Origin of the sequence: Roseobacter sp., assembly GCF_024639605.1 — a bacterium.
Classification (GTDB): Bacteria; Pseudomonadota; Alphaproteobacteria; order Rhodobacterales; family Rhodobacteraceae; genus Roseobacter.
The window spans coordinates 1-25,554 of the sequence record NZ_JAHEHZ010000041.1 but is presented as its reverse complement, the minus strand read 5'-3'; the positions used below and the strand labels follow the sequence as shown (position 1 = coordinate 25,554).

Below are 25,554 nucleotides of genomic sequence, written 5' to 3'. Positions count from 1 at the left end.
GTATCTGCAGATGTGCGCGCCGATGCTGAGCGATCCGGCGACGCCCTTTTCGACGATTGCAAATGACGCAGTCGCAGAGCGCCCCGCGAGCTGGAGCACAAAGGACAATACGTTCCGCATGTACGAATGGGTCGCGGCCACCTTTGACAAAACCGAATACATCGAAGTGTTGCGCCGCCCTGACGGGCTGCATCTGACCTGCCTCCTCACCGATGATGTGCAGCCGGGCGACCCCCATACCGAACTTGCCGGTGCATTCATTGCGCTTGCCAGTCACAGTGACGGGCTGCAGGTCGCCGGCGGCGAAATGAAGGCCGAACCGGGAGGCAACACCCTTGCCGCCGAAGATTTTGGCGCGCCCTATGCTTTCGTGATCGACGGTGCATTCGGCCCCAAACCGATCCGCACGCTGCTGGTAATCCGATCAGGCGGGCTCACGCTGCAGGTACAGCAGGCAACGGGGGCGTTATGAGGCACGTGCTTTGCAGCGTTGTTTTCTGTCTTTTGGCCGGGACCGCGACCGCCGGTGCCGATCTGGCGATCAGCACGTTTAACAGTGTGTGTTTCAAGGCCGGTCAGACCGCGACAGTGGCCCGCGAAAGGATGCAGCAGATTGCCGGCGCCCCGCTGCCGTTCACGCTTACCTTCTGGGATAAAACGCTGGAGCCCGCACCAGGCACGCCGGGACTGATTGAGCGGCGCTGTGAAGTGCTTTTCGACGGCGCGCATACCGCCGCCGCCATCGAGGCATTGCGGGTTCAGATGGCCACCCCGCCGGTATTCGGCTTTGCAGTCGACCTGCCGGAAACCCACAAGCCCCTACCGGGCACTGCCCTTATCGAAGGGCGCGAACTGCTGCGTGGCCGCGTGGCAGTGGTGCATGTCGGCATGCGCGGCGATCAGACTTTCATGGCCGTTGACCGGCTGCCGGCCGGATGGGAGGCGATGTGATGTCGCGCGCCTCTCCCTTTGGTGCAGCAACCGTAATGCTGGCACTGGCCGGCCCCGCCGCAGCACAGGATCAGCGGACGGTTTCGGCCCACAATATGCAGCTGGCTGTTGAGATCTGTTTGCGGAACTACCGCACAGAACAGACATTGCCGCAGGCTTTTGGTGCTGCGGGTTTCAGCGTCTCTTCCGGGACTGACGCCGGATTTGCTTCTTTCTCCGCGGATGGAGTGACCGGCGTGTTCAGCACTTCTCCGGCACAGGGCTACTGTTCGGTGCAGTCCACACTTGTGGATCTGGCAACGGCCGGAAATCTCGGCGGCCGCATCGCGCACTCGCTCTTTCCCGGGCAGGTACACGCAGGTGGCCCGGAACACCCCGTGGGCGCCCCCCTGCCCCCCTGCGCCGGGCTTCAGGTATTCGCACCGCAACAACTCATCACCATCACCTATGCCGCCGCAGGCAACAGCGGCGAATGCATCACAGACGGCACCAGCGCCGTCGTCATTAATATGTAAGTCAAAGGAACCACCATGGCCGTACTGATCAATGAAAACACGAAAGTTATCTGCCAGGGTCTGACCGGCAGTCAGGGCACCTTTCACACCGAACAGGCCATCGCATACGGCACGAAGATGGTCGGCGGTGTCACGCCCGGGAAAGGCGGCCAGACGCATCTGGATCTGCCGGTGTTCAACTCCGTGCACGAGGCGAAGGCCAGAACCGAGGCCAACGCGAGTGTGATCTATGTACCACCGCCCTTTGCCGCGGATTCGATCCTCGAGGCGATTGATGCGGAGATGGAGCTGATCGTCTGCATCACCGAAGGCATCCCGGTTCTGGATATGATGAAGGTTCAGCGCGCGCTTGAAGGGTCGAAATCGCGTCTTATCGGTCCCAACTGCCCTGGGGTGATCACGCCTGATGCCTGTAAGATCGGCATCATGCCGGGACATATCCATAAGCGCGGCTCCTGCGGCGTGGTCTCGCGATCGGGTACGCTGACCTATGAGGCGGTCAAACAGACCACCGATCTGGGCTATGGCCAGTCTACCGCCGTTGGCATCGGCGGCGACCCGATCAAAGGCACCGAGCACATCGACGTGCTGGAAATGTTTCTCGCGGACGATGAGACAGAAAGCATCATCATGATCGGTGAAATCGGCGGCTCAGCCGAAGAGGATGCCGCGCAGTTTCTGGCCGATGAAAAGAAAAAGGGGCGCTGGAAGCCCACCGCCGGCTTCATCGCGGGCCGCACCGCACCTCCGGGCCGGCGCATGGGCCATGCGGGCGCGATCGTCGCCGGTGGCAAGGGCGGAGCCGAGGACAAGATTGAAGCGATGCGCGCCGCAGGCATTGTTGTGGCCGACAGCCCCGCGACGCTGGGCGAGGCAGTCAAAGAGGCGATTGAGAAAGGCTGAGCTTGAGCGCAGTTACGACATACGTGCCATGGGGTGCCCCCGGTCGCGGACGCGGACGCGGGGGGCGGTGCCCCGGCGGACCGGTCCGCGCAGGGCCCTGTGGCAGGTCGGCACCCGGCGGTGCGGCCCCGATGTCTTTGCGGGCAGAACGGGCTGTCCCATGAATTTCCGCCAGGCCGTCATCTCCTGTCTGCGCAGGTATTTCACCTTTTCGGGTCGTTCCATGCGCTCGGAATACTGGTGGTTTGCGCTCTTTCTGCTTCTGGCCGGCACCGTGTCCGGCCTCATCGACAACGCCATTTACGGAGACGAACTCATCGAAACCCACGTCATCGACGCGGAGACCTATGCAACGGTTGAGACCACCGGGCTTTTCGAAGCGGCCTTCTGGCTGCTGACGTTTTTACCGATGCTCGCCGTCGGTTGGCGGCGGATGCACGATACCGGCCGCTCCGGCCTCTGTCTGCTTTATCCGCTGATCGCGATGGTCGGCGTTACCGCCTTCGCCACCATGGCCGGTGTCATGGCCGGCATGCTTCCCGGACCTGATGTGCCGGCCGCCGATCCGGGCGGCTTCGTCGTGGCCGTCACGATCCTTGCTGTGATCGTGCTCGTTCTCTCGCCCTTTCTCGTCCTCTGGTGGCTTACACGCCCCAGCCAACCCGGCCCCAATCAATACGGTCCCAATCCACATGAGGTAGCTCAATGACCGATCATCCCGCCAACGACCAGTTTCATGCCTCAAGCTTCATGCAGGGGCATAACGCCGAGTATCTCGAACAGATGTACGCGCGCTATGCCAGCGATCCGAACGCGGTCGACGAAGCCTGGCAGGCCTTTTTCAAAGCGATGGGCGATGATGAGGTCTCGGTGAGAAAAGAGGCCGCCGGCCCGTCCTGGGCGCGCAATGACTGGCCACCGCAGCCCGGCGATGATCTGACTGCGGCACTGACCGGCGAATGGGCGCCGGAGCCCGAAGTGAAGGCCGTGACTAAGGCCATTAAGGGCAAGGCCACAGAGCAGCAGGTTGAGGTTTCAGAAGAAGCGATCAAACGCGCCGTGCTCGACAGTATCCGTGCGCTGATGATCATCCGCGCCTACCGGATCCGGGGGCATCTGGTGGCCGATCTCGATCCGCTGGGGATGCGCAACCAGACGCCGCACCCCGAGCTTGACCCGAAATCCTATGGCTTCACCGAAGCCGACATGGACCGGCCGATTTTTATCGACAACGTGCTGGGGCTTGAGCTTGCCTCAATGCGCGAAATCCTGTCGATTGTGAAACGCACGTATTGCGGCACCTTTGCGCTGCAGTACATGCACATTTCCAACCCGGAAGAAGCCGGCTGGCTGAAAGAACGCATCGAAGGTTTCGGCAAGGAAGTGTCTTTCACCCGCGAGGGGCGCAAGGCGATCCTGAGCAAGCTGGTGGAGGCCGAGGGCTTCGAGAAATTCCTGCATGTGAAATACATGGGTACCAAACGCTTTGGCCTCGACGGTGGCGAAAGCCTGGTGCCGGCGATGGAGCAGATCATCAAACGCGGCGGCGCTCTGGGCGTCCGGGATATCGTGATCGGTATGCCGCACCGCGGGCGTCTGTCGGTGCTCGCCAATGTGATGGCCAAACCGTACAAGGCGATCTTCAACGAATTTCAGGGCGGCAGCTTCAAGCCTGAGGATGTGGACGGCTCAGGAGACGTGAAATATCACCTCGGCGCGTCATCCGACCGGGAGTTCGACGGCAATACCGTGCACCTGAGCCTGACGGCGAACCCCAGCCACCTCGAAGCTGTGAACCCGGTGGTCCTCGGCAAGGCGCGGGCCAAACAGGATCAGAACAATGATCCCGACCGCACCTCGTGCATGCCCATTCTGCTGCATGGCGATGCGGCTTTTGCCGGTCAGGGCGTGGTGGCGGAGTGCTTCGCCCTCTCCGGGCTGCGCGGGCACAAAACCGGTGGCACCATGCACCTGGTGGTCAATAACCAGATCGGCTTTACGACCGCGCCGCACTTTTCGCGCTCCTCACCCTATCCCACCGACAACGCGCTGGTGGTCGAGGCGCCGATTTTCCACGTCAACGGAGACGACCCGGAGGCGGTTGTACATGCCGCCAAGGTAGCCACGGAATTCCGCCAGAAGTTCCGCAAAGACGTGGTGATCGACATCATCTGTTACCGCCGTTTCGGGCATAACGAAGGCGATGAGCCGATGTTTACCAACCCGATCATGTATAAAAAGATCAAAGGCCACAAAACGACGCTGAGCCTTTACACCGAGCGACTGGTGCGCGACGGGCTGATACCTGAAGGCGAGATTGAAGACATGAAAGCCGCCTTTCAGGCGCATCTCAGCGAGGAGTTTGAGGCCGGTAAAGAGTACCGCCCGAACAAGGCTGACTGGCTGGATGGTAAGTGGTCCCACATCGATAAGATGAAGGAAAAACGCTATCAGCGCGGAAAGACCGCCATAGCCAAAGGCACGATGGCCGAGGTGGGCAAGGCGCTTTCCACCGCCCCTGACGGCTTTCCGGTTCACAAGACCGTCGGCCGTCTGCTCGAAGCTAAAGAGCAGATGTTTAAAAGTGGCGAGGGATTTGACTGGGCCACAGCCGAGGCACTGGCTTTTGGCTCACTACTGACCGAAGGCTATCCGGTCCGTCTGGCCGGTCAGGACAGTGCGCGCGGCACCTTCTCACAGCGTCACTCGGCGCTGGTCAATCAGAACACAGAAGAACGCTATTACCCGCTCAACAATATCAAAAAGGGTCAGGCGCAGTATGAGGTGATCGATTCCATGCTGTCCGAATATGCGGTGCTCGGGTTTGAGTACGGATATTCGATGGCAGAGCCCAATGCGCTGACCCTCTGGGAAGCGCAGTTCGGGGATTTTGCCAACGGCGCCCAGATCATGTTCGACCAGTTCATCAGCTCCGGCGAGAGCAAATGGCTGCGTATGTCCGGCCTCGTCTGTCTGCTGCCGCACGGGTTCGAAGGCCAGGGTCCTGAGCACTCCTCGGCCCGCCTTGAGCGGTTTTTGCAGATGTGCGGCCAGGATAACTGGATCGTCGCCAACTGCACCACACCCGCCAACTATTTCCACATTCTGCGCCGCCAGATCCACCGCAGCTTCCGCAAGCCGCTCATTCTGATGACGCCGAAATCCCTGCTGCGCCACAAACTGGCAATCAGCAAGGCAGAGGAATTCACCACCGGCTCATCTTTCCACCGACTGATGTGGGATGACGCCCAGCAGGGCAATTCCGACACCACACTGGTGGCGGACAGCAAGATCAGACGCGTGGTGATGTGCGCGGGCAAGGTCTATTACGATCTGCTGGAAGAACGCGACGCGCGCGGTATCGATGATGTCTATCTGCTGCGGGTGGAGCAATTCTATCCTTTCCCGGCGCAGTCTGCCGTTAAAGAGCTGGAGCGCTTCAAACAGGCAGAGGTGATCTGGTGCCAGGAGGAGCCCAAAAACCAGGGTGCCTGGACTTTCATCGAGCCCAATATTGAATGGGTTCTCGGACGGATCAACGCGAAACACATCCGGCCACGCTATGTCGGCCGCGCCACTTCGGCTTCGCCTGCGACAGGCCTTGCCAGCCAGCACAAAGCACAACAGGCAGCGCTCGTGGACGAAGCGCTGACGATTGAAGGGAAATAACTCATGACCACCGAAGTACGCGTGCCCACGCTGGGCGAATCTGTGACAGAGGCCACTGTCGCCACCTGGTTCAAAAAGCCGGGTGAAACCGTTGCAGTCGATGAGATGCTCTGTGAGCTGGAAACGGATAAGGTCACCGTCGAAGTGCCGTCACCGGTCGCCGGCACACTTGATGAGATCGTCGCTGCCGAAGGCGATACCGTGGGCGTCGATGCTCTGCTGGCAAACATCTCCGAGGGCGATTCAGGCTCTGACGCAGCCCCCAAAGGTAAAGAATCCGCCACAGAGGAAAAAGCCCCCGCGGCCTCTGCCCGCACCGCGGCCCCTGCGCCTGCGTCAGAGGCTGGTGGATCGGTTGATGTGATGGTACCGACGCTGGGCGAGTCCGTCAGCGAAGCCACGGTCAGCACCTGGTTTAAAAAGGTGGGCGACAGCGTCGCGGCAGATGAAATGCTCTGCGAACTGGAAACCGACAAAGTCAGTGTTGAAGTACCCGCCCCGGCTGCCGGCACTCTCACGGATATTCTGGCACAGGAAGGCGATACAGTCAGTGCTGGCGGCAAGCTGGCCGTGATGAGTCCCGGTGAGGGCAGTGCCGCGGCAGCACGCTCCGAAGGTGGCGAGGCCGTCGCACCTGCGGCTGCTGCATCTGCCTCTGACGGCAAAGACGTCGAAGATGCCCCCTCAGCGAAGAAAGCCATGGCAGAGGCCGGAATTTCCCGCGATCAGGTCACAGGCTCGGGCCGGGACGGCCGTGTCATGAAAGAGGATGTGGAAGCAGCCATCGCCGCTGCCGGCTCCGCGTCAAAGGGCGGCGAAGCCCCGGCGGCAGCCGCTGCTCCGCGTGCACCGGTCGCAGCCTCGGACGCGGAACGCGAAGAACGGGTCAAGATGACCCGTCTGCGCCAGACCATCGCCCGCCGCCTCAAGGACAGCCAGAACACCGCCGCGATGCTGACCACCTACAACGAGGTGGACATGACCGAGGTGATGGCCCTGCGCAACGAGTACAAAGACCTCTTTCTCAAAAAGCACGGCGTGAAACTGGGCTTTATGTCCTTTTTCACCAAGGCCTGCTGCCACGCGCTGAAAGAGGTGCCCGAGGTTAATGCCGAGATTGACGGCACGGACATCGTTTATAAGAACTTCGTGCATATGGGCATCGCGGCGGGCACGCCAACGGGCCTTGTGGTGCCGGTGATCCGGGATGCGGATTCGATGTCCTTTGCGGCCATTGAGAAAGCAATCGCCGAGAAAGGCGCACGCGCGCGCGACGGCAAGCTCAGCATGGCGGAAATGCAGGGCGGCACCTTCACCATCTCTAACGGTGGTGTCTACGGCTCGCTGATGTCCTCACCCATTCTGAACCCGCCACAGTCCGGTATCCTGGGTATGCACAAAATACAGGACCGTCCGATGGCAATCGCCGGCAAGGTGGAGATCCGTCCGATGATGTATCTGGCACTCAGCTATGATCACCGCATCGTCGACGGCAAGGGTGCTGTAACCTTCCTTGTGCGCGTCAAAGAAGCGCTTGAGGATCCGCGCCGGCTTCTGATGGATCTGTAAGTTTGCCCGCTCTTCTCGACCATATCCCGAAGGAATGGCCACGGGTCTTCTCCGTGGTCTCCATCGGGTTTGTCGGGATTTACGCAGCTATCGAAGTCCATGGCGACCTGAATGCCCGGGCCAGCTTTTCCATCACGGACTGGGCGCAGAACAGCGTCGAACCACTGGGCAGTATCGGGGCCGCGATGGTCCTTTTTCTGTCAGTATTTGCCGCCTATGCGGTGGGAGAACTGATCACGACCATGGCGCCTGTATATGTCACCACCGAACAGAAACGGCGCCGCATCCGGATGCTCGTGGCCGCCCGCGATGACGACAGTGGATTTGTGCGCGAGGTGCTGCGCAGAACTGATACAAAGGTTGAGTTCTTCTGCGGCCTTTTCATGATCATGCTGATGTCATGGCTTGCGAAACTTGTCGTCATGGCCTGGATCGGAGACTATGGCACTGCGCTCTTTCAGGTCCCCGGAATCGTCCTGAGCATGGTCTTTTTTCACTTTGCCCGGGTCATGGCTGTCAGGGATATGCGGATGCTGATCCGTCTGCAGGACGAAAACGAAACGCCAGGCCCGATCTGAAACCGAAAACAAAGGAGACACCCCCATGACCGAAATCACAATGCTTGTCCTTTATGGCCTGCTGGTCATCGTGACACTGCTTTTGCAGGCCACCGGCGCGCTGACGCAGCTTGGAATGGGGTACCTGCTGGGCAGCCGTGACGAGGCGCGCACCGTCTCGGGGATCGCCGGCCGGCTTGAGCGTGCGCTCAACAACTCTGTGACGGCGATGGTTCTCTTTGCACCTGCCGTGCTGCTCATTGTGGTCACGCAGAGCTCTACCAGTGCCTCGGTTCTCGCCGCACAGGTCTTTGTGATCGCCCGTCTTGTGTATCTGCCAAGCTACGCCTTCGGCATCACAGGCCTGCGCAGCCTTGCCTGGACCGCCGGCCTTTTTGCAACGGCCGCTCTTTACCTGCTGGCTCTCTGACCGGAAGCCCTGTCAATGACCCCTGAACTGACCGTTCTCTGCCTCGCAGCCCTGTTGCAGGTAGGGCAGTATGTACTGATGGCTGTACCCGCCAATCTTGAGCTCGGGCCCGGGAAAACGCTGTCCCCGCGCGATCCGCAACGCATGGGCGGCAAGACCCTGCAGGAACAGGTCAGCCCGCGCACGGGGCGGCTTTTCAGGGCGCTGAATAACCACTTTGAGGGTCTCATCCTCTTTTCCATCGCGGTCATGGTTATCACGCTGAGCGGGCAGTCCGGCCCGCTCACCACGGCTTGCGCGTGGGTTTATCTCGCTGCCCGCGTGGCTTACGTGCCGGCCTATGCCTTTGGTCTTACCCCCTGGCGCTCGCTGATATGGATGGCCGGTTTCGGAGCCACCACGCTTATGCTTGTGGCGGCGCTGATATGATGCTTCTTTTGGCTGCGAACACGCCGGGCGTCGCACCGGCAGCGCCCGCAGGCACCGGCCACTCTATGCCCGTCGGGAATTTCCGGGGCACCAGCACAGTTAGCCCGACAGGCCCTAGCCTGACAGACGCTTAAAAACAAAGGAATATACCCATGGCAAGTTATGACGTGATCATTATTGGCTCCGGCCCCGGCGGCTATGTCTGCGCGATCCGCTGTGCCCAGCTGGGCCTGAAAACAGCCTGTGTGGAGGGCCGTGATACGCTGGGCGGCACCTGTCTCAACGTGGGCTGCATCCCCTCCAAAGCGCTCCTGCACGCAAGCCACATGCTGCACGAGGCCGAGCACAATTTCGCGGCCATGGGCCTCAAAGGCAAAAGCCCCTCGGTGGACTGGAAACAGATGCTTTCCTACAAAGAGACCACCATTGAGCAGAACACCAAGGGCATTGAATTTCTGTTCAAAAAGAACAAGATAGACTGGCTCAAAGGCTGGGGCTCTGTACCTGAAGCCGGTAAGGTCAGGGTAGGTGACGAGGTACACGAGGCCAAAAACATCATCATCGCCTCCGGATCCGAGCCCGCTTCCCTGCCCGGTGTTGAAGTGGATGAAAAGGTCGTTGTGACCTCCACCGGTGCGCTGGAGCTTGGCAAGGTTCCCAAAAAGCTGGTGGTTATCGGGGCGGGTGTAATCGGGCTTGAGCTCGGCTCGGTCTATGCGCGTCTGGGCTCCGAAGTTACAGTGGTGGAGTTTCTTGACGTGATCACGCCGGGTATGGATGGCGAGGTACAGAAAACCTTCCAGAAGCTGCTGAAAAAACAGGGGCTTGAGTTCATCATGGGCGCGGCCGTGCAGAAGACTGAAGCCACAAAGACAAAGGCTAAAGTGACCTATAAACTGCGCAAAGACGACAGCGAGCACGTGATCGATGCGGACACAGTGCTTGTGGCCACGGGCCGCAAACCTTTCACCGAAGGGCTTGGCCTTGACGGGCTCGGGATTGAGATGACCAAACGCGGACAGGTCGCTGTGAACAAAGAATGGCAGACAAATGTGCCCGGCATTTACGCCATAGGCGATGTAATCGAAGGCCCGATGCTCGCCCACAAGGCCGAAGACGAAGGCATGGCAGTGGCCGAGGTGATTGCCGGCAAGCACGGACACGTCAATTACGGCGTGATCCCCGGTGTGATATATACCCACCCGGAGGTCGCCAATGTGGGGGTCACCGAAGAAGAGCTTAAAGAAGCCGGGCGCGATTATAAGGTCGGCAAGTTCAGCTTCATGGGCAACGGCAGGGCCAAAGCGAACTTTGCCGGCGACGGGTTTGTGAAAATCCTCGCGGACAAATCAACCGACCGTATCCTCGGCGCGCATATTGTCGGGCCAGCCGCGGGCGATCTCATTCACGAGATCTGCGTTGCGATGGAATTCGGTGCCGCGGCGCAGGATCTTGCCCTGACCTGTCACGCGCATCCGACCTATTCTGAGGCGGTACGCGAAGCGGCACTGGCTTGTGGCGACGGTCCGATCCACATGTAACACCGGATCGGTTGCGGTCTGCACCGCATGCTGCCCGGGCGTTTACTCGGCGGGATGAACTGCCGGTGCGTGCGGCAGTTTCTCGGGTGCTGCGGGCTTTGACATGCTGAACGGCTCACCCTTTGCCTGGGCGCGGATAACGCGCCAGGCGTCCCGGAACGGTACCCAGTAAAGTCTGAGGCAGCTGGTCAGGTCCTCGGCATTACCCTCGCCGATGCCAAACTTCACATCCCGGTTGTCCTCGGGCATGTGATACGTGCGGAAAACAACATCCCAGACCGGAAACATGAACGCGAAATTTTTGTCCAGATGATCCGGATGGGAGGAATGGTGCACATGGTGATGGGCGGGTGAGGGAAAGATCATCGACAGCTTTCCCGGCCAGCGCAGCCAGACATGGCTGTGACGCAGATTGTAGCCGGCAAGGTTAAAAAGCAGCATCAGAACCGGCATTCCGAGAAGCATTGGCATGCCCGGCAGATAGCCCAGCGTGCGCACCACGAGCGCCATCATAATTCCGTAACCGGCACCGATCACCGACATGTAAAGCAGATTGTCGACCGGGTGTTCGCGGTAGTTCGACACCGGATGCATCACCTCGGCGCTGTGATGGACCTTGTGGAACTGCCAGAGCAGCGGCGATTTATGCTGCAGCCAGTGACAGAACCAGGCCAGAAAATCCGACACAATCATCGCAAAAAACATAAAGGACACAGAAATGGCGAGCTCCGCCAGGAAGGACAAACCGCCCTGTCCAACCACAGATGTAAAAGCAACCCCACCGGCGAAAAGTTTGTATCCAAAGGCGGTTGAGGCTGCGGTGATGCCGATCAGCAGAAATTTCCCGAAGATGCTGTTGAAGACAAAGTATCGCAGATCGAGCCATGCCGACGGGTGGCTCCAGACGCGCCCGGGGAAGAGAAAGCGCAGAAAAGTGCTGTCTTCGGCGTGACGCGTACCCTTCACACTACGGTAAACAAACCATGCGATCAGGCCGGAGCTCAGCAGCCAGAGCGCAAACAGCCGGTCTTTCGGCACGAGAAAGCCCAGCAGATGACGCTCCATATTGTCCAGCATACTGCTCGCGAGTTCTGCAAAGAATTCCATGTACCACTGCCCCGAATGTTGACCGTTTCGCGACAATTGCTGTCAAACCGGGCATGCCCTGGGCAATTTCGGGCCGAAATATGGAATATTACCGTTACTTTTGCGCTACCACATTGTCTTGGCCGCGCGCGCTCCCCATGCCTCGTCATAGGGGGCGCCACCCTCTTCGCCGTTGGTCTGTTCAGCAAGGATTTCACCGGCGGTTGGCAAAGCGGTGCTCTGGTCCTCTTCCGTCCACAGACCTGCGCGCATCAGCGCCCGGGCACACTGCGTGTAGATTTCACCTATTTCGATGACGATGACGGTAGCAGGCAGGATTTTTCCCCGTGCAAACCGCGCGCGCAGCTCACTGTCAGCTGTGAGCCAGGCGTGCCCGTTGACCCGCACCACCGTGTTTGATCCGGGGACAAAAAACATCAGCGAAACGCGTCCGTCCGAGACAATGTTGCGCAGGGAATCCATCCTGTTGTTTCCGCGCCAGTCGGGCATGGCAAGGGTTCCGGGATCAAGCTCTTGCACAACCGGGCCTTCATCGCCACGCGGGCTGCCGTCAGTGCCCTCAGGACCCACCGTACTGACCACACAGAACTGTGAGCGCATGATCCAGTCGCGATAAAGCGGTGTCATCCTGCGAGCCACCTTACGGATGGAAGCAGCGCCCGGCGTGCCGTAATACGTCTCCAGCGCAGCGATTGTGTCGATCCTGTCAGGCATCCGGCAAACTTTTGAAACCGGCCTCTGCCATCAGAGCTTCAGAGCGTTCTTCAACGGATGTCTCCAGCAGTTCCATAAATTCGTCGCGCGCCATTCCGGGCTCAATCACCGGCAGGAATTCAACAACCGCCACGCCGGGTTTTCGCAACATCCCGCGTTTCGGCCAGAGTACTCCGACGTTGGTCGCAACAGGTACACAGGGCTGTGCAAGCTGCTCATAGAGCACGAAACTGCCGACTTTATAGGGCATTTTCCGGCCTGGCGCCACGCGGGTACCCTGAGAATAAATGATCAGCTGGCCCGGCTCCGCCCGACCTGCATGCACATCGGCCACCATCTTTTCGATGGCTTTGCCCCGTTTGCCGCGGTCAACCGCGACACAGCCGAGACGCCGCGCATAGAGCCCGATCACCGGCGTTCTGAGAATCTCGCGTTTCATGATGAATTTTGCGGATGGAAGTGCCGTGAAAATCATCATGATATCGAGGAAAGACTGGTGTTTCGCCGCGACCAGCGCCTCACCGTCGGGCGGCGTGCCGCGCACCTCGCACCTCATTCCGACCATCCATCCGGCAGTCCAGAAGACATAGCGTGAATAGGATTTACAGGCAGCATAAGCGCCGTCGCGGCTGAAGTACGCCCAGGGTGCAAACGCCAGCCCGAAGAGAGGCATTGCGATGTACATCTGGGTGATGAAAATCACCGAACGGATATATTGAAACACTATGCGAGCTCCCTCAGTTTCCGCTGTGCGGCCAGCCTCGTCGCGACAAAAGCAACGGCAGCGGCCAGCAGCGGCACGGTGAGCGGCACCAGCCATTCGCTGCCTTGAAATCCGAGCCCGGTCAGGAATCCCGCCCGGTCTGTCGCCGCAGGCAGCATCCGGACGACGAACATGCCCAGCACAGTTCCGCCCGCCGCACCGCCGAGTGCGCGCAGGGTAAAGCGCCGGATGAAGGCCTGGGCGATATACCTGTCCGTGGCACCGACCAGGCGCAGGACGGCGATCACGCGCGCGTTTGCAGCAAGCGACGCATTGGCCGCCAGTGTGACCATGGCGGCCACGCTCAGCCCGAGCAGCAGCGCCGAAACCCAGCCAACAGTGCGCAGGCGGTTTGCCGCCGCAACCAGAGGCGCGCGCCACTGGCGGTGATCATCCAGAACCGCACCCGGCACTTCGGCCTCAAGACGCAGCCGCAGACCGGCACTGTCAAAGCCAGTGCCGGCTTCGATGACTTCGATAAGCTGCGGCACCGGCAGTGTGCTGAGATCAACTCCGGTACCAAACCACGGAGCCAGCAGCGCCTGTTGTTCCGCAGCATCGAGCGGTCGCGCGGAGGCGACACCCGCCGTGCTTTCAAGGATACGCATGGCCGTCGCAGTCAGTGCGGGCTGCTCGGCCTGTGGTGCGATGATGCGCAGCGTTGAGCTGCGCGCGAGCTCGTCACCCCAGGTGGTGGCAAGCCGCCCGGAGGCCATCGACAGTGCCAGCGCGAACACTGCCAGAAACGCCATTGCCGCAGCCGTGAAAATCGTCAGCTGCGCGGTAAAGCCTGACGGTGGCACCACCTGAACGGACTGAGCATCGCTGCGAAGGAGGCTGGTCAGATCGCTGAAAACACTCACAGATCTGCCCCCGCGAGCTGTACGCCACGGTTGGCGATCCGCAGGACACGCGCCTGAACCTGGGCTTTTGCGGCCCGGATCAGGCTGAGATCATGGGTGGCGATCAGCACTGTTTTGCCCATCCGGTTCAGCTCCACAAGCAGCTTCAGAAGGCGCTGAGACATCTCCCAGTCGACATTGCCCGTGGGCTCATCCGCGATCACAATATCCGGTGACATAATGACGGCCCTTGCCAGGGCCGCGCGCTGGCGTTCGCCGCCAGAAAGCTCCGGCGGATGCGCATCGCGGCGGTGTGTCAGCCCGACCCAGGCCAGAAGCTCAGTCAGATCATCCTTCGTTCCGGAGGAAACTTTGCCCGCGACCCCCAGAGGCAGAGCGATATTGTCGGCAACGCTCAGATGATCAAGGAAATCACAATCCTGGTGGACCACACCGACACGGCGGCGCAGCAGGGCCACATCGTCGCGGCCGAGTGCGCCGATATCTTCGTCAAAGACCCTTACCTGACCTTCGGTCGGCTGCAGTGCGCCATAGCAAAGTTTCAGCAGCGTGGTCTTGCCCGCCCCCGACGGGCCGGTCAGGAAATGAAACGAGCCGGGCGTCAGATTAAGAGAAATATCCGCAAAAAGTGCGTCACCGCCATAGCTGTATGCGGCCCGGTCCAGCTCGATCACAGCGCCCCCGAAATAAATGTTGTGCCGTTTTGCCCTACCGCCGGTCTGGTTTCAATGCATCACTTGCCGGCTTAATGCACAGATAGCACTTTTCGCAGAGAGATGAACGCCATAGAGTAGCTGAAAAAAGTATATTACTTCTGAGGAAGCAAGGCAGCAGGTTTCCCTATGCGACTGATTTGTCCGAACTGCGATGCACAGTATGAAGTACCCGACGAGGTAATTCCGTCCGAGGGACGTGACGTGCAGTGTTCCAACTGCGGGCAGACCTGGTTTCAGGATCATCCCGACACTCTGTCGCGCGCGCAGGAAGAGAAGGCCGCAGCACCCGGCCCGGATGAGGAAATTGTTCATCCCGAGGATGCAGTCCCGGACCCTGTCTTGCCAGAGGAGCCGGCAGAAGAGCCGAAAGCAGATACATCAGCGCCCGCCTTTGAACCGGGTCCGGCACCCCGCCCCGATGAAAACAGCCCCGCTCGGCGCAGAGTTGATCCGGGCGTGGCCAGCGTGCTGCGCGAAGAAGCCGAACTGGAAGCGACCGCGCGCCGGCGCGACGTGCCAGGCAGTCTCGAAAGCCAGCCTGATCTGGGTCTTGGTGAATTCGATGCGCCGGACGAAGCAGGAAAACGCGCAGGAGAGGCGCGCGACCGCATGGCGCGGATGCGGGGCGAGACAGATCTGAGCGGTGAGGAGCAAATGGAGCAGTTCCGCGCCGAGAGTGCCGCGGCCGCTTCCCGCCGGGACCTGCTGCCCGACATCGAAGAAATAAATTCCACCCTGCGTTCAAACCAGGACCGTGCCCCTGGTGACGCCGGTCAGACCGGCCAGTCTGAGGTGCGAGAAAAACGCAGCTCGCGGCGCGGATTTGTGCTGACGGTCGCACTTTTTGCGATCCTGGCACTGATCTATGTCTATGCACCGGACCTGTCACAGATGATTCCGGCTCTGGAGCCTGCGCTCACCGGTTACACAGATATTGTGGACACCTGGCGCGCCTGGCTGAACGAACAGGCAGAAGGACTGCTGAGCTGGCTGGATGCCGCTGCAGTGTCCAGCAATCAGTAAAGCACCCCGCGCCCCTGGGTATCAGAACCGGTCAAGCAGGCGTCTGAGATAATCGCGTTCGACTTCGGGCCGGGCAACTTCACCGGATCTTCTGCGGATCTCATCAAGCAGATCGCGCGCCCGTCCGTAGGCGTCATCGTTCAGCGCCAGTGGCCCGTCATCGCCGTCCGCACCGGAATTGCCGGCTTCGCGGCCCAGCGGATCACGGTTGTCGGCGCGGCGGTCGGAGTCCTGTGCTCCCTGGCCCGGTTGCTGCTGCTGATCTTCATTCATCATCTCGGCCAGCGACCGCATCCCCTCGCGCAGCGCTTCCATTGCGCGGCCCTGTTCGTCGATCGCTTCGGCCAGATCATCCTGGCGCAGGGCGTCCTCAGCCCCTTCCATCGCCCGGCCTGCTCGGTCAAGCGCGTCGCGCGCCGCATCCCCCTCGGGCGTTCCGGCCCCTGGCAGACTGCCTTGCTGGCGGCGCAACTCATCGCGCAGCGCCTGCTGGCGGTCAGCGATACTGGCACCGGGATCCGATCCGTCGCCGGGCTGTGACGGGTCGCCCTGCTGCGCGTTCTGATCGCCGTTGCCCTGCCCCTGGCCGCTCTGACCCTCATGGCTCTGGCCCTGACCCTGCCCCCCGTTGCGGCCCTCGTTGCCCTGGCTTTCGCCAGCCTGCGCGCCCGGGTTAAACTGTTCCTGCAGATCCCGGAACGCCTGATCGCTCAGACCCTGCTGCTCGCGCAGCGTCTCAGAGAGGCCTTCCATGGCCTGCTCGCCCGGGCTTTGTCCGCCCTGACCCTGCTGGCCCTGTGTGACGCGCATGTTCTCCATCATCTGCTGAAGTTCCTGAAGCGCCTGCTGGGCCTCGGCCATGCGACCCTGTTCCATCAGCTCCTGGATGCGGTCCATCATCTGCTGCAGATCATCCTGCGTCATGGTCATGGAGTTTTCAGGATTACCCTGCTGGCCGCTCTCTCCGTTTTCCTGCTGCTGGCGCTGCGCCTGCCGTGAGAGTTGCTGCAGATAGTCTTCTGTAGCCCGGCGCAATTCGCGCATCAGCTCAGCGATTTCCTCGTCTGATGCTCCGTTGCGGATCGCTTCTTCAAGCCGCTCCTGCGCGCGGCGCATCCGTTCGGCGGCATCTGCAAGGTCGCCTTCTTCCAGCAGCAGGGCAAGATCCCACAAATCGTCTGCAAGACGGTCGCGCTTTTCGTCGCTCATGCCGTGCTTTGCATGCACATCCAGTTGTCCGATCACCCGGCGGAGCCGCAGCAGGTCTGTCTCTGAGCGGAAAACATCATCCGGTTGCCATGTGATTGCGCGCAGGACCTGAGCAATCCGCGTGGTGTTCCCGCGCGACCAGAGCAGGTCACGGCGGGCTTCGATCACGGCCGCGGCGAGCGGGTCGAAAAACCGCCGTCCCGGCAGCACAATCGCGCGCGGCGACGTCCGGGCAGTCTGTTCCGCCCCGTCAAATGCGGTCAGGCTGACCTTAACCGGCAGATTGGCCCATGGGTGCTCGGAGAAATCCTCGATCAGGTTTTCCTCGAATGAACTGCGGTCCCCGGCAATGGGCGTGGGCAGTGGCACGATGAGTTCAGGGCGCGGTTCAGGATCGACGGTCAGACCATAGCGGCGGTCCACCGCGACCAGATCAAGCGTAAAACGCGCTTCGCCGGCCTCTACACCGTAATCGTCGCTGGCTTCAAACGGCAAAGTCGTCTCGCCCAGAGCAGATGCCTCGGGCGGGCCCAGAACGGCAATTTCGGGCGGCATGTCTTCGATAACGTCAACCTGCCAGGTGCGTCCGCCGGGACCGTTAATGGCGATCTCGCCGCTGCGCGACACGATAAAGTCCTGAGCGGGTTCAGACGCGGGCGGCACGTCGGTGCGGCCGGAGACTGTCTCTGACAGGGTCAGCGCACCAACTTCGCCGTAAAGCCGCATGGTGATCAGGCTGCCCTCGGGCACCTCGAGGACGCCGCCGTCGATGTCGTTGAGATAAATCGTCGGACGACCGGTGTACCGCGGGCTTTCCGCCCACCCTTCCCAGACCGGGCCGCTTGCCAGACCACCGGCACCGGGCGCCATTTCGGTGACAGAGCCCACGCGCCAGATCGAGCCGAAAATCAAAGCCACAGCAAAGGCGATTACAGCGACATACCGCAGAGCATAGGGGTCACGCGCCGAGATACGCAGGTCAGCAGGAACAGCCTGCGCTTTGGCGGCGCGTTCGGCCATCCGGGCCTGGTGGGCGCGCCAGACGGCAGAGGATGCCGCGTCGTCGGCGCCGATCGTCTGAGTGTCAGCCAGCGCCTGCAGCGGACGGTCCGGCAGGCTGCTGTCGAGGCGGGCCATGGCCTCGGCCCCCGACGGAATGCGAAAGCGCCGAAGCCCGTAAAACAGAGCGGCAGCCCCCGCGAGCAGAGACAGCACGGCGATGCTCCAGACGGCCTCGACGATCAGACTGTCCTGCAACCCAAGCATCAGTGAGGCCAGCACCAGCAGAACAACAGTTGTCAGCGGCCAGAAACTCTGCACCACCCGTTCGGCCAGCATGCCGGACCAGGTCAGGCGCAGCGGCCAGCGCAGACCTTTCAGGCTGCGTGCGACGTCATGCCGGGAAAATGATGCCATCGATACGTCTCCACTGGTCCCATGGGGCGGGGATGCGCCCTCAGAGCCATTCAGGAATGGTATCCCGATTTATCATTTCGTCAAAGGTCGGTCTTGGGCGGATAACCGCGAATTGATCCCCGCGGACCAGAACTTCGGGAATAAGTGGTCGGGAATTATACTCACTGCTCATTACTGCGCCATATGCACCAGCCGACCGGAAGGCCACGAGGTCGCCTGAGGCCACCGGAGGCATCATGCGTTCCCGCGCAAAAGTGTCGCCGCTCTCACAAACGGGGCCGACGATATCGTATTTTGCCTGTTCTGCACCCGGAACGGGTTCGACGACAGGAATAATATCATGCCATGCCTCATACATTGCCGGCCGGATCAGATCGTTCATCGCACCGTCGATGATCAGGAAATCGCGGCCTTCGCCGGATTTAACGTAAATCACTTCAGAAACCATTAAGCCCGCGTTGCCGGCAATCAGGCGCCCCGGTTCAATTTCGATCTCACAGCCCAGATGCCCCAGGGTGCGACGAACCATCGCACCGTAGTCAGAGGGCAGCGGCGGTGCCTGATTATCGCGCGCATAGGGTATGCCCAGCCCGCCACCCAGATCGAGTCGCATCATTTCATGCCCGTCCGCGCGCAACATCTCCGTGAGGTCCGCAACCTTCCTGTACGCCTGTTCAAACGGGGCCAGATCCGTCAGCTGGCTGCCAATGTGTACGTCAATCCCGATCACTCTGAGGCCGGGCATTGTTGCGGCCAGCCGGTACACCTCCCGGGCGCGCGAAATGGGAATGCCGAATTTGTTTTCCGATTTACCGGTGGCAATCTTTGCATGTGTTTTTGCATCGACGTCCGGATTGACCCGGATGGTGATGGGAGCAACCGTGTTCATGGCCCGCGCCGTGGCATCGAGCAGCGCCATCTCAGGCTCCGATTCCACATTAAACTGACGGATCCCGCCTTCCAGTGCGAGGCGTATCTCAGCGGCGGTTTTGCCGACGCCGGAAAATACGATTTTGTCTGCCGGAACCCCGGCAGCCTTTGCGCGCCTGTACTCCCCGCCCGAGACAACATCCATGCCAGCACCGGCCTGCGCCAGCGTTTTCAGAATGGCCTGATTGCTGGCGGCCTTCATGGCATAGCAAACCAGGTGATCGATCCCCTCAAGTGCTTCATCGAAAAGGGTAAAATGTCGCAGCAGCGTGGCCGTTGAATAAACGTAAAAAGGTGTGCCCACCGCCGCGGCAATCCCGGCTACAGGCACATCCTCGGCGCAGAGCACGCCGTTTTTATAAAGAAAATGATCCATCCCCGCGCAATAGCCATGAATCGCGGGCCAGTTCAATCAGGATCGGACTTGCGGCCCTTGCGCCGTCAGCGCTTCTTTTTCTTTCTGGCCGCGCGGATGAAGTTCAGACGCTCTTTCTGTCGGGCGGCGGTGGCCTCCCAGACCGGCATCAGGTCGGGGTTCATCACCCCGCGCTTGTGTGCGAGCTGATAGAGCGTGTGAAAGGGGCTGTTGTTGCATTCGATGATCACCGGTCCGTCGGCGGTCAGGCCGATATCCCAGCCGCAGACCCCCAGATCAGGCATCACCGCATGAGCACGGCGTGCAAGATCACAGGCATCCGCAAAGCCGGGCAGTTTCAGTCCCACGATCGCAGCACCGGTTTCGGGGTGATTTTTGACGTCCATGGTGTCAAGCCCGGTGCCCTTACGACAGGCCAGAACCTCACCGGTCTGCATGTCCACGCGGGCGATCATGCTGCCGCCCTGCCAGAAATTATCAGACATCGCGCTGGGTGCCGGGATCTTCCAAAGGCCGTAAGCCACTGAGGGTGTGCTACTGTTCATGACCGTGACAATGCGCACGGAGCCGGTCATATCGCCGGTCACCGGCACGAGGTCAGGATGCGGTCTGAGCGCCTTTTGCAGAAGGTAGCCGGTACCGTATTTGGCAAGGACCTCATCGCAGAAAGCCCGCAGCGGTTTGTGCTCGCCACTGGCCAGCTCCAGCGTTTCTCCGGCACTGTCCAGCCCGCTGAGCATGACAGAACCGACCGACAATGAGCCGTCAACCGGTTTGCCGAACAGCGGATAGACCGACCTGTCGGAGAGAAAAGTAAAAAGCGCATCGGCTTCCCGCAAAGCGGGCAGTTCACCATATTCACCGGTTTTCGAAACAACGGCCAGCGTCTGAGTCGCTGCAAAGCCAAGCTGGCGCAGCAGCGCGCCGTGCAACAGCTTGTTGCAGACAAAGGCACCATATTGTTTGGTTTCTTCGGGCGAGAGGCGGTCGTTGAGTGCCTCGCTGGCGGCCAATCCCAGAAACTCACGCTTTTTTGTCATCGAAATAGCCGGATCATAGAGGCCGTTGTCATAATAATCGCGGGTCGTCAGTCTGCTTCGGCCCATGCGCAGGGAAAAGATTTCGCGCAGCTGCCGCAACGGGCTTGTACCATACTGCCGTGCGACCCGGATGATCTCGGGTGATTTTACGTCTTTCTTTGCATCGCCTTTTTCAAGCAATGCATCTGTAGCAACTGCAGTATTCATTGGTTTTGCCCTTTCCCGATTACACTTCTGTGATGAGATATCGGGGAAAAAGGGCAGGAATTTGACGGTGTTGTTTCTCGCGCCGCTATAATTTTATGTATCTGCTCTGCTGCGCAGGAAAAGATACAACGGCAGACCGCAGCTGACGCCGATGCCAAAGGTCGCGGGGATCGCAATCAGGCCGGCCCAGTTGCGCGTTCTGATGCTTTCAGTAATTACCCAGACGGTCAGTGTGACGGCTGCGATCGTCAGATCCCAGACCAGGCCGCTTGTCGCCTGGTTTGCGTGCCAGGCATCGACCATCGCCATCAGATCCCAGCTGTTGGCGTTGAACCAGCCGATAAACCAGCTCATCGGGTGAATGGTGCCCCAGACGGCGAGTGCGAGGTAGAGATAGCGCATCGCTCAACCCTGCGTCGACACGCCAAGGACGGCTTCACCGCTGATGCTGACACCTGTCGCGGGTGATGGTGCCGCTTCGCGCCCCATGCTCTGGTTGCCGCCGGTGCAGCCGGCAACAGATGCGGTGACGAACGCCACGGCGATTAATTTCTGTAATGTCATGATTTAAAGTCCTACGCCGATCCATACCGGCCAGCGGCTGAGGGAAATGGTTGCACTTGGATAAACACCGCTGTTGGAAATCGTAACGCCACCGTTCACGGTGGGTCGCACCGGCTCACCATCGACACCGCAGGCTGCAACCAGCGCAGTCAGTGCAAGAGCGACGGTAAGGCGTGTCATCCGGCAATCTCCTTCCAGCGGGCGATCTGATGGCGGACCTGATCCGGCGCCGTGCCCCCGTAAGATGTACGTGAGTTTACCGAATTTTCCACCCCGAGTACATCAAAGACGTCCCTTGTGATGCCGCTATGGGCTGACTGCATGTCTTCGAGTGTGAGATCCGGCAGATCACAGCCCTTCTTTTCCGCAAGTGCGACAAGGCTGCCCGTGATATGGTGAGCGGACCGGAACGGCAGGCCGGCGACCCGCACCAGCCAGTCCGCCAGATCGGTGGCCGTTGAAAAACCGGCACCGGCGGCGACGGCAAGGCTCTCGCGGTTGGCTGTCATGTCGCTGACCATCCCCTGCATCGCGGCGAGTGCCAGCATCAGGTTGTCGGCGGCGTCAAAGACCTGTTCTTTGTCTTCCTGCATATCTTTGGAATAGGCCAGCGGCAGACCTTTCATTACCATCATCAGGGCTGTGTTTGCCCCGAAGATCCGACCCACCTTGGCGCGGATCAGTTCGGCGGCGTCGGGGTTCTTCTTCTGCGGCATGATTGAAGAGCCGGTGGAAAACCGGTCACTCAGCGTCACGAAACGGAACTGAGCCGACGACCAGATCACCAGCTCTTCGGCAAAGCGGCTGAGATGCATGGCACAGATCGAGGCCACACTGAGGAACTCCAGCGCAAAATCCCGGTCACTTACGGCATCGAGCGAATTTGCCGCCGGTGCGTCGAACCCCAGCGCCTCAGCTGTCATATGCCGGTCGATGGGGAAGGAGGTTCCGGCCAGAGCAGCAGCCCCCAGCGGAGAGGTATTCATGCGCACGCGCGCATCACGCACACGGCTGAGATCACGGCCGAACATCTCGACATAGGCCATCATGTGATGACCCCAGGTGACCGGCTGCGCTGTCTGCAGATGAGTGAAGCCGGGCATCACCCAGTCCGCGCCGGCCTCTGCCTGGGCCAGCAGCGCGCGGATCAGGGCCAGCAGTCCCGACTCGCAGGCATCCAGCTGGTCGCGCACCCAGAGCTTGAAGTCCGTGGCGACCTGATCATTGCGGCTGCGCCCGGTGTGCAAACGTCCCGCCGGCTCGCCGATGATCTCTTTCAGCCGCGCTTCAACATTCATATGAATATCTTCCAGTCCGACTGAGAACTCAAATCTGCCCGTTTCAATCTCTGACAAGACTGTGAGCAGCCCTTCCCGAATGGCCTTAACATCGCTAGCTTCCAGGATGCCTGTCGCTTCCAGCATTGCGGCATGTGCGCGTGAGCCTGCAATGTCCTGTGCCGCCATCCGCTGGTCAAACCCGATCGAGGCATTGATGGCCTCCATGATCGCATCCGGACCATCGGCAAAGCGGCCGCCCCACATCGCATTGGATGTCGCGGATTTTTTTGCGTTGCTGGAATCTGTCATCTGCCTGAATCCTCCGGAGGGGATATGAAAAATCTTTTTGCAGCGTTCGTTTATACGGCCCTTACTGCGGGCGCAATCATGGTGCCCGGCAGCGCTGCGGCCGATCTCGCTGCCGCTGAGCTTATGCGCGAAGGTGATATGAAGAAGCTGATTTTTCACGACGCCCCGCAGGCCACCTCTTCGGCGAATTTCGAGCTTGCTGATGATGCCGGCAAAACAAACCTGGATGCCTATGAAGGCAAATACGTGCTGCTGAATTTCTGGGCCACCTGGTGTGCGCCCTGCCGAAAAGAAATGCCGATGCTGGCTGCCCTGCAAACCGAGTTTGGCGGGGAAGACTTTGAGGTCGTCACCATTGCCGTGGGCCGCAATTCACCCGAAGGCATAAAGCAGTTCTTTAAGGAAACCGGCATCGACAATCTGCCCCGCCATCAGGACCCGCAACAGTCACTGGCCAGTCAGATGGGCATTTTCGGCCTGCCGATTACCGTGCTCATCGATCCGGACGGGCGCGAGATTGCCAGGCTGCGCGGCGATGCGGACTGGTCGTCGGAGAATGCCAGAGCGATCATCGCGACGGTTCTGGGCCGTGAAAGCTGAGCCGTTCATGAGCCGCGGTTCAGCAAACGTCTGAGCGCAGGCTCCAGCCGCGCCACGAGGCCCGGCTGCATGAAATTGTAGCGGTCCGGGATTCCCAGAACCACAACCCTGCGGTCCTTGAGGCAGGCACCGAAGGCCGCAGTCAACCGGGTCTTGTGGCGCTTTTCCATCACCACTATGAGATCCGCCCACTCGATCTGCTCAACCGAAAGCAGCTCGTCAGCATCCCGGCTGAGACCGGCGAAATCCGTTTCAAAGCCATCCCGTGCCGCAACCAGATCGGCAGCCGTCGGGCTGCGCATCCGCGCCTTGCCACAGACAAAGAGGACTTTATTAATCAGGCCGCCCGCAGCAGAATGGCCGCCTCTGATGAAGACAGGTTGCGCCGCGCGTAGCTGCCATAGGTATGCGGATCAAAAGAAAGATCCGGGTATTGCGCCAGCAGGCGCGCCCGGTCCTGTGGCTCAAGCGAGGTCAGCGCAGAACTTGCCGGGTGGAAGCTTTCTGTCATCACGCCATTCGCCCAGAGCACATTGTGCCGCCCGAGCAGCAGGTGAATATAGGTCACATTGCGCACGCTGAGATCCGTGGCGATATGCTGGCTGTCGATCAGATCGCGTGCCGCCACCAGCACTTCCGGCGTGTTGAACAGATCCTCGGCAACCGGGCCCGAGACCAGCATCCGGTGCTCGGGCGAGACGAGAAGCTCCTGATCCGGCCGCTCAACGCCCAGCGCGCCTGTTCTGATCCGCACCGGACGCAGCCGCGGCATCGCAAAAAGCCGCGCACCGGTCATATGGCGACTGCCAATCCATTCGATGCGCTGCGCACCGTTGTCGCGGGTCTGGACCAGATCGCCGACCTGCAGTGTTTCCACGGGCCGCTGGCCATGCGGCGTGCTGATGCGCGTGCCCGGCGTGAAACAGATCACGCCCGTACTGTCCGGCTCGTTGGGTGCAGCCTGCGGCCGTGCGCCCATCGTATGGTGCACCACCCAGAGATCTGTACCGCGCGGCGGAAGTTCATCGAGAAACATCAGCAGCGGCTGTGCGCCGGCGCCCACGCTGATCATGGTAACTGTATAGCTTTGCGCGCCATCGGTGACGACGAAACTGCTGTCTGACATTGAGGCTTCGGGCCTGTCCGCGCCGTGAAGGCCAGTTTTCACAGGATCAATGGCTGCACCGACCAGCCGGTGCACCATCTTCGCTGCGCGTTTGCGCAGGTTTTCCGACCCGTCTGCCCGGTCCAGTCGCAGAACACCCGCAGTGCCGTCCACCTGGACAGAATCACCGCGCCAGGACCACGCCGCCCCTGTTGTCAGGGCCTGTACGGGCGCGGCCTCAAGTCCATCTACTTCTGTTTGCGACCAGGAAATGACGAACGTGCCACGAAAGCCCGTTTTCATATACCTGTTTGCCTGCCTCAGTTTATTATTAACTTTTTATTAATCAATCGCGTCCCACCTGAAAAGCCCGAAAACGCGCGGGATTCCATGGTGTTGCAAAAGATCCCTCAACCAGAGGGAGAGCAAAATCAGAGGATCCGGCCGGTGTTCCGGCCCCTGAAGAGCGCAAAGGTTAATAGAGGCGGTCCGACTTCAGCCGCATTTTGAATAGCCGCAGGAGCCGCAGGTCATGCAGCCCTCGACCATGCGCAGATCATATTGTCCGCAGCTGCTGCAGGCCTGTCCGCGCCGGTTTTCCAGCCCCACGACCTGTGCCTGCGGGTCGGTCTTGAGCCCCATGCCTTCGCCCGCAATGAACCCGGTGGCAATCATGTGCTGCTCAATCACGCCGCCGATGGCCGCGAGGATAGACGGTATGTATTTGCCCTGCATCCATGCCCCGCCGCGCGGATCAAACACGGCCTT

At 60.5% G+C, this 25,554-nt stretch carries 27 protein-coding genes and 1 pseudogene; 13 read left to right on the top strand and 15 right to left on the bottom strand.

Going from position 1 to position 25,554, the window contains the following annotated elements; all coding sequences use genetic code 11:
* The 11 genes from Q0M35_RS07605 to lpdA form a co-directional block, all read left to right on the top strand.
* On the top strand, positions 1-472 hold a 472-nt coding region (locus Q0M35_RS07605), incomplete at its 5' end, for a hypothetical protein (RefSeq protein WP_295313796.1).
* Positions 469-951, top strand: coding sequence for a hypothetical protein (locus tag Q0M35_RS07600; RefSeq protein ID WP_295313794.1), 483 nt, complete (start codon positions 469-471; stop codon positions 949-951). The genes Q0M35_RS07605 and Q0M35_RS07600, both read left to right, overlap by 4 nt.
* A complete protein-coding gene (locus Q0M35_RS07595) occupies positions 951-1,466 on the top strand; it encodes a hypothetical protein (RefSeq protein WP_295313792.1) in 516 nt (171 codons plus the stop codon). Before Q0M35_RS07600 ends, Q0M35_RS07595 begins: the two co-directional genes overlap by 1 nt.
* A gap of 15 nt (positions 1,467-1,481) precedes the next feature.
* Positions 1,482-2,369: a succinate--CoA ligase subunit alpha gene (gene sucD / locus Q0M35_RS07590; RefSeq protein WP_295313790.1), complete on the top strand. Its 888-nt coding sequence runs from the start codon at positions 1,482-1,484 to the stop codon at positions 2,367-2,369.
* 160 nt (positions 2,370-2,529) lie between these two features.
* A complete protein-coding gene (locus Q0M35_RS07585) occupies positions 2,530-3,078 on the top strand; it encodes a DUF805 domain-containing protein (protein WP_295313788.1) in 549 nt (182 codons plus the stop codon).
* Positions 3,075-6,038, top strand: a complete 2,964-nt coding sequence (locus Q0M35_RS07580; protein ID WP_295313786.1) for a 2-oxoglutarate dehydrogenase E1 component — start codon at positions 3,075-3,077, stop codon at positions 6,036-6,038. The genes Q0M35_RS07585 and Q0M35_RS07580 overlap by 4 nt, the downstream gene beginning before the upstream one ends.
* A gap of 3 nt (positions 6,039-6,041) precedes the next feature.
* Positions 6,042-7,607, top strand: a complete 1,566-nt coding sequence (gene odhB / locus Q0M35_RS07575) for a 2-oxoglutarate dehydrogenase complex dihydrolipoyllysine-residue succinyltransferase (RefSeq protein WP_295313784.1) — start codon at positions 6,042-6,044, stop codon at positions 7,605-7,607.
* Positions 7,608-7,609: 2 nt separating this feature from the next.
* On the top strand, positions 7,610-8,185 hold the full coding sequence (locus Q0M35_RS07570; protein ID WP_295313783.1) for a hypothetical protein: 576 nt from the start codon (positions 7,610-7,612) through the stop codon (positions 8,183-8,185).
* A gap of 25 nt (positions 8,186-8,210) precedes the next feature.
* Complete coding sequence (locus tag Q0M35_RS07565) at positions 8,211-8,594, top strand: MAPEG family protein (protein ID WP_295313781.1); 384 nt, start codon at positions 8,211-8,213, stop codon at positions 8,592-8,594.
* A gap of 15 nt (positions 8,595-8,609) precedes the next feature.
* A complete protein-coding gene (locus tag Q0M35_RS07560) occupies positions 8,610-9,023 on the top strand; it encodes an MAPEG family protein (protein ID WP_295313779.1) in 414 nt (137 codons plus the stop codon).
* A 152-nt stretch (positions 9,024-9,175) separates the two neighbouring features.
* On the top strand, positions 9,176-10,564 hold the full coding sequence (lpdA, locus tag Q0M35_RS07555) for a dihydrolipoyl dehydrogenase (RefSeq protein ID WP_295313777.1): 1,389 nt from the start codon (positions 9,176-9,178) through the stop codon (positions 10,562-10,564).
* A gap of 42 nt (positions 10,565-10,606) precedes the next feature.
* On the opposite strand, the gene Q0M35_RS07550 is transcribed toward lpdA, so the two are convergent.
* The 5 genes from Q0M35_RS07550 to Q0M35_RS07530 all read right to left on the bottom strand — a co-directional run bounded on the left by Q0M35_RS07550 (position 10,607) and on the right by Q0M35_RS07530 (position 14,685).
* Positions 10,607-11,671 (bottom strand): sterol desaturase family protein, encoded by a 1,065-nt coding sequence (locus Q0M35_RS07550; RefSeq protein ID WP_295313775.1) that lies wholly within the window; start codon positions 11,669-11,671, stop codon positions 10,607-10,609.
* 105 nt (positions 11,672-11,776) lie between these two features.
* Positions 11,777-12,385: a pyridoxamine 5'-phosphate oxidase family protein gene (locus Q0M35_RS07545; protein WP_295313773.1), complete on the bottom strand. Its 609-nt coding sequence runs from the start codon at positions 12,383-12,385 to the stop codon at positions 11,777-11,779.
* Positions 12,378-13,109, bottom strand: coding sequence for a lysophospholipid acyltransferase family protein (locus tag Q0M35_RS07540; protein ID WP_295313771.1), 732 nt, complete (start codon positions 13,107-13,109; stop codon positions 12,378-12,380). Before Q0M35_RS07540 ends, Q0M35_RS07545 begins: the two co-directional genes overlap by 8 nt.
* The gene (locus Q0M35_RS07535; RefSeq protein ID WP_295313769.1) at positions 13,109-14,011 is read right to left on the bottom strand and encodes an FtsX-like permease family protein; all 903 of its coding nucleotides are present in this window, start codon (positions 14,009-14,011) and stop codon (positions 13,109-13,111) included. The genes Q0M35_RS07540 and Q0M35_RS07535 overlap by 1 nt, the downstream gene beginning before the upstream one ends.
* A complete protein-coding gene (locus tag Q0M35_RS07530; protein WP_295313767.1) occupies positions 14,008-14,685 on the bottom strand; it encodes an ATP-binding cassette domain-containing protein in 678 nt (225 codons plus the stop codon). Before Q0M35_RS07530 ends, Q0M35_RS07535 begins: the two co-directional genes overlap by 4 nt.
* A gap of 168 nt (positions 14,686-14,853) precedes the next feature.
* On the opposite strand from Q0M35_RS07530, the gene Q0M35_RS07525 reads away from it, so the two are divergent.
* On the top strand, positions 14,854-15,750 hold the full coding sequence (locus tag Q0M35_RS07525; protein ID WP_295313765.1) for a zinc-ribbon domain-containing protein: 897 nt from the start codon (positions 14,854-14,856) through the stop codon (positions 15,748-15,750).
* 21 nt (positions 15,751-15,771) lie between these two features.
* Here Q0M35_RS07525 and Q0M35_RS07520 read toward each other — a convergent pair whose 3' ends face one another.
* From Q0M35_RS07520 to argH, 7 genes are all read right to left on the bottom strand, one after another.
* Positions 15,772-18,375, bottom strand: a complete 2,604-nt coding sequence (locus Q0M35_RS07520; protein ID WP_295313763.1) for a TIGR02302 family protein — start codon at positions 18,373-18,375, stop codon at positions 15,772-15,774.
* A 40-nt stretch (positions 18,376-18,415) separates the two neighbouring features.
* Complete coding sequence (gene lysA, locus Q0M35_RS07515) at positions 18,416-19,681, bottom strand: diaminopimelate decarboxylase (RefSeq protein ID WP_295313761.1); 1,266 nt, start codon at positions 19,679-19,681, stop codon at positions 18,416-18,418.
* A 65-nt stretch (positions 19,682-19,746) separates the two neighbouring features.
* Entirely contained in the window at positions 19,747-20,928 is a 1,182-nt protein-coding gene (locus Q0M35_RS07510; RefSeq protein ID WP_295313759.1) for a sugar-transfer associated ATP-grasp domain-containing protein, read from the bottom strand.
* Between the two features lie 93 nt (positions 20,929-21,021).
* On the bottom strand, positions 21,022-21,330 hold the full coding sequence (locus tag Q0M35_RS07505) for a DUF2834 domain-containing protein (protein WP_295313757.1): 309 nt from the start codon (positions 21,328-21,330) through the stop codon (positions 21,022-21,024).
* 3 nt (positions 21,331-21,333) lie between these two features.
* On the bottom strand, positions 21,334-21,492 hold the full coding sequence (locus Q0M35_RS07500; protein ID WP_295313755.1) for a hypothetical protein: 159 nt from the start codon (positions 21,490-21,492) through the stop codon (positions 21,334-21,336).
* 3 nt (positions 21,493-21,495) lie between these two features.
* Complete coding sequence (locus tag Q0M35_RS07495) at positions 21,496-21,672, bottom strand: hypothetical protein (protein WP_295313753.1); 177 nt, start codon at positions 21,670-21,672, stop codon at positions 21,496-21,498.
* Positions 21,669-23,081: an argininosuccinate lyase gene (gene argH, locus Q0M35_RS07490; protein WP_295313751.1), complete on the bottom strand. Its 1,413-nt coding sequence runs from the start codon at positions 23,079-23,081 to the stop codon at positions 21,669-21,671. The genes Q0M35_RS07495 and argH overlap by 4 nt, the downstream gene beginning before the upstream one ends.
* Positions 23,082-23,105: 24 nt before the next feature.
* On the opposite strand from argH, the gene Q0M35_RS07485 reads away from it, so the two are divergent.
* Entirely contained in the window at positions 23,106-23,681 is a 576-nt protein-coding gene (locus Q0M35_RS07485) for a TlpA disulfide reductase family protein (protein ID WP_295313749.1), read from the top strand.
* 5 nt (positions 23,682-23,686) lie between these two features.
* On the opposite strand, the gene Q0M35_RS07480 is transcribed toward Q0M35_RS07485, so the two are convergent.
* From Q0M35_RS07480 to Q0M35_RS07470, 3 genes and pseudogenes are all read right to left on the bottom strand, one after another.
* The gene (locus Q0M35_RS07480) at positions 23,687-23,983 is read right to left on the bottom strand and encodes a phosphotyrosine protein phosphatase (RefSeq protein WP_295313747.1); all 297 of its coding nucleotides are present in this window, start codon (positions 23,981-23,983) and stop codon (positions 23,687-23,689) included.
* A 35-nt stretch (positions 23,984-24,018) separates the two neighbouring features.
* Positions 24,019-25,089 carry a Hint domain-containing protein gene (locus tag Q0M35_RS07475; RefSeq protein ID WP_295313745.1) on the bottom strand — a complete coding sequence of 357 codons (1,071 nt, stop codon included), beginning with the start codon at positions 25,087-25,089 and terminating at the stop codon, positions 24,019-24,021.
* 192 nt (positions 25,090-25,281) lie between these two features.
* Positions 25,282-25,554 (bottom strand): annotated as a pseudogene (locus tag Q0M35_RS07470) (ribonucleoside-diphosphate reductase, adenosylcobalamin-dependent); the annotation flags it as partial.

Excerpts from the sequence above, each read along its gene's own strand:
- Q0M35_RS07510 (WP_295313759.1), bottom strand. The coding sequence starts at position 20,928 with ATGAATACTGCAGTTGCTACAGATGCATTGCTTGAAAAAGGCGATGCA.
- Q0M35_RS07520 (WP_295313763.1), bottom strand. The coding sequence starts at position 18,375 with ATGGCATCATTTTCCCGGCATGACGTCGCACGCAGCCTGAAAGGTCTG.
- Q0M35_RS07585 (WP_295313788.1), top strand. The coding sequence starts at position 2,530 with ATGAATTTCCGCCAGGCCGTCATCTCCTGTCTGCGCAGGTATTTCACC.
- Q0M35_RS07480 (WP_295313747.1), bottom strand. The coding sequence starts at position 23,983 with ATGCGCAGCCCGACGGCTGCCGATCTGGTTGCGGCACGGGATGGCTTT.
- sucD (WP_295313790.1), top strand. The coding sequence starts at position 1,482 with ATGGCCGTACTGATCAATGAAAACACGAAAGTTATCTGCCAGGGTCTG.
- argH (WP_295313751.1), bottom strand. The coding sequence starts at position 23,081 with ATGACAGATTCCAGCAACGCAAAAAAATCCGCGACATCCAATGCGATG.
- Q0M35_RS07505 (WP_295313757.1), bottom strand. The coding sequence starts at position 21,330 with ATGCGCTATCTCTACCTCGCACTCGCCGTCTGGGGCACCATTCACCCG.
- Q0M35_RS07560 (WP_295313779.1), top strand. The coding sequence starts at position 8,610 with ATGACCCCTGAACTGACCGTTCTCTGCCTCGCAGCCCTGTTGCAGGTA.
- Q0M35_RS07500 (WP_295313755.1), bottom strand. The coding sequence starts at position 21,492 with ATGACATTACAGAAATTAATCGCCGTGGCGTTCGTCACCGCATCTGTT.
- lysA (WP_295313761.1), bottom strand. The coding sequence starts at position 19,681 with ATGGATCATTTTCTTTATAAAAACGGCGTGCTCTGCGCCGAGGATGTG.
- Q0M35_RS07600 (WP_295313794.1), top strand. The coding sequence starts at position 469 with ATGAGGCACGTGCTTTGCAGCGTTGTTTTCTGTCTTTTGGCCGGGACC.
- Q0M35_RS07545 (WP_295313773.1), bottom strand. The coding sequence starts at position 12,385 with ATGCCTGACAGGATCGACACAATCGCTGCGCTGGAGACGTATTACGGC.
- Q0M35_RS07595 (WP_295313792.1), top strand. The coding sequence starts at position 951 with ATGTCGCGCGCCTCTCCCTTTGGTGCAGCAACCGTAATGCTGGCACTG.
- lpdA (WP_295313777.1), top strand. The coding sequence starts at position 9,176 with ATGGCAAGTTATGACGTGATCATTATTGGCTCCGGCCCCGGCGGCTAT.
- Q0M35_RS07475 (WP_295313745.1), bottom strand. The coding sequence starts at position 25,089 with ATGAAAACGGGCTTTCGTGGCACGTTCGTCATTTCCTGGTCGCAAACA.
- odhB (WP_295313784.1), top strand. The coding sequence starts at position 6,042 with ATGACCACCGAAGTACGCGTGCCCACGCTGGGCGAATCTGTGACAGAG.
- Q0M35_RS07565 (WP_295313781.1), top strand. The coding sequence starts at position 8,211 with ATGACCGAAATCACAATGCTTGTCCTTTATGGCCTGCTGGTCATCGTG.
- Q0M35_RS07495 (WP_295313753.1), bottom strand. The coding sequence starts at position 21,672 with ATGACACGCCTTACCGTCGCTCTTGCACTGACTGCGCTGGTTGCAGCC.
- Q0M35_RS07485 (WP_295313749.1), top strand. The coding sequence starts at position 23,106 with ATGAAAAATCTTTTTGCAGCGTTCGTTTATACGGCCCTTACTGCGGGC.
- Q0M35_RS07580 (WP_295313786.1), top strand. The coding sequence starts at position 3,075 with ATGACCGATCATCCCGCCAACGACCAGTTTCATGCCTCAAGCTTCATG.
- Q0M35_RS07550 (WP_295313775.1), bottom strand. The coding sequence starts at position 11,671 with ATGGAATTCTTTGCAGAACTCGCGAGCAGTATGCTGGACAATATGGAG.
- Q0M35_RS07525 (WP_295313765.1), top strand. The coding sequence starts at position 14,854 with ATGCGACTGATTTGTCCGAACTGCGATGCACAGTATGAAGTACCCGAC.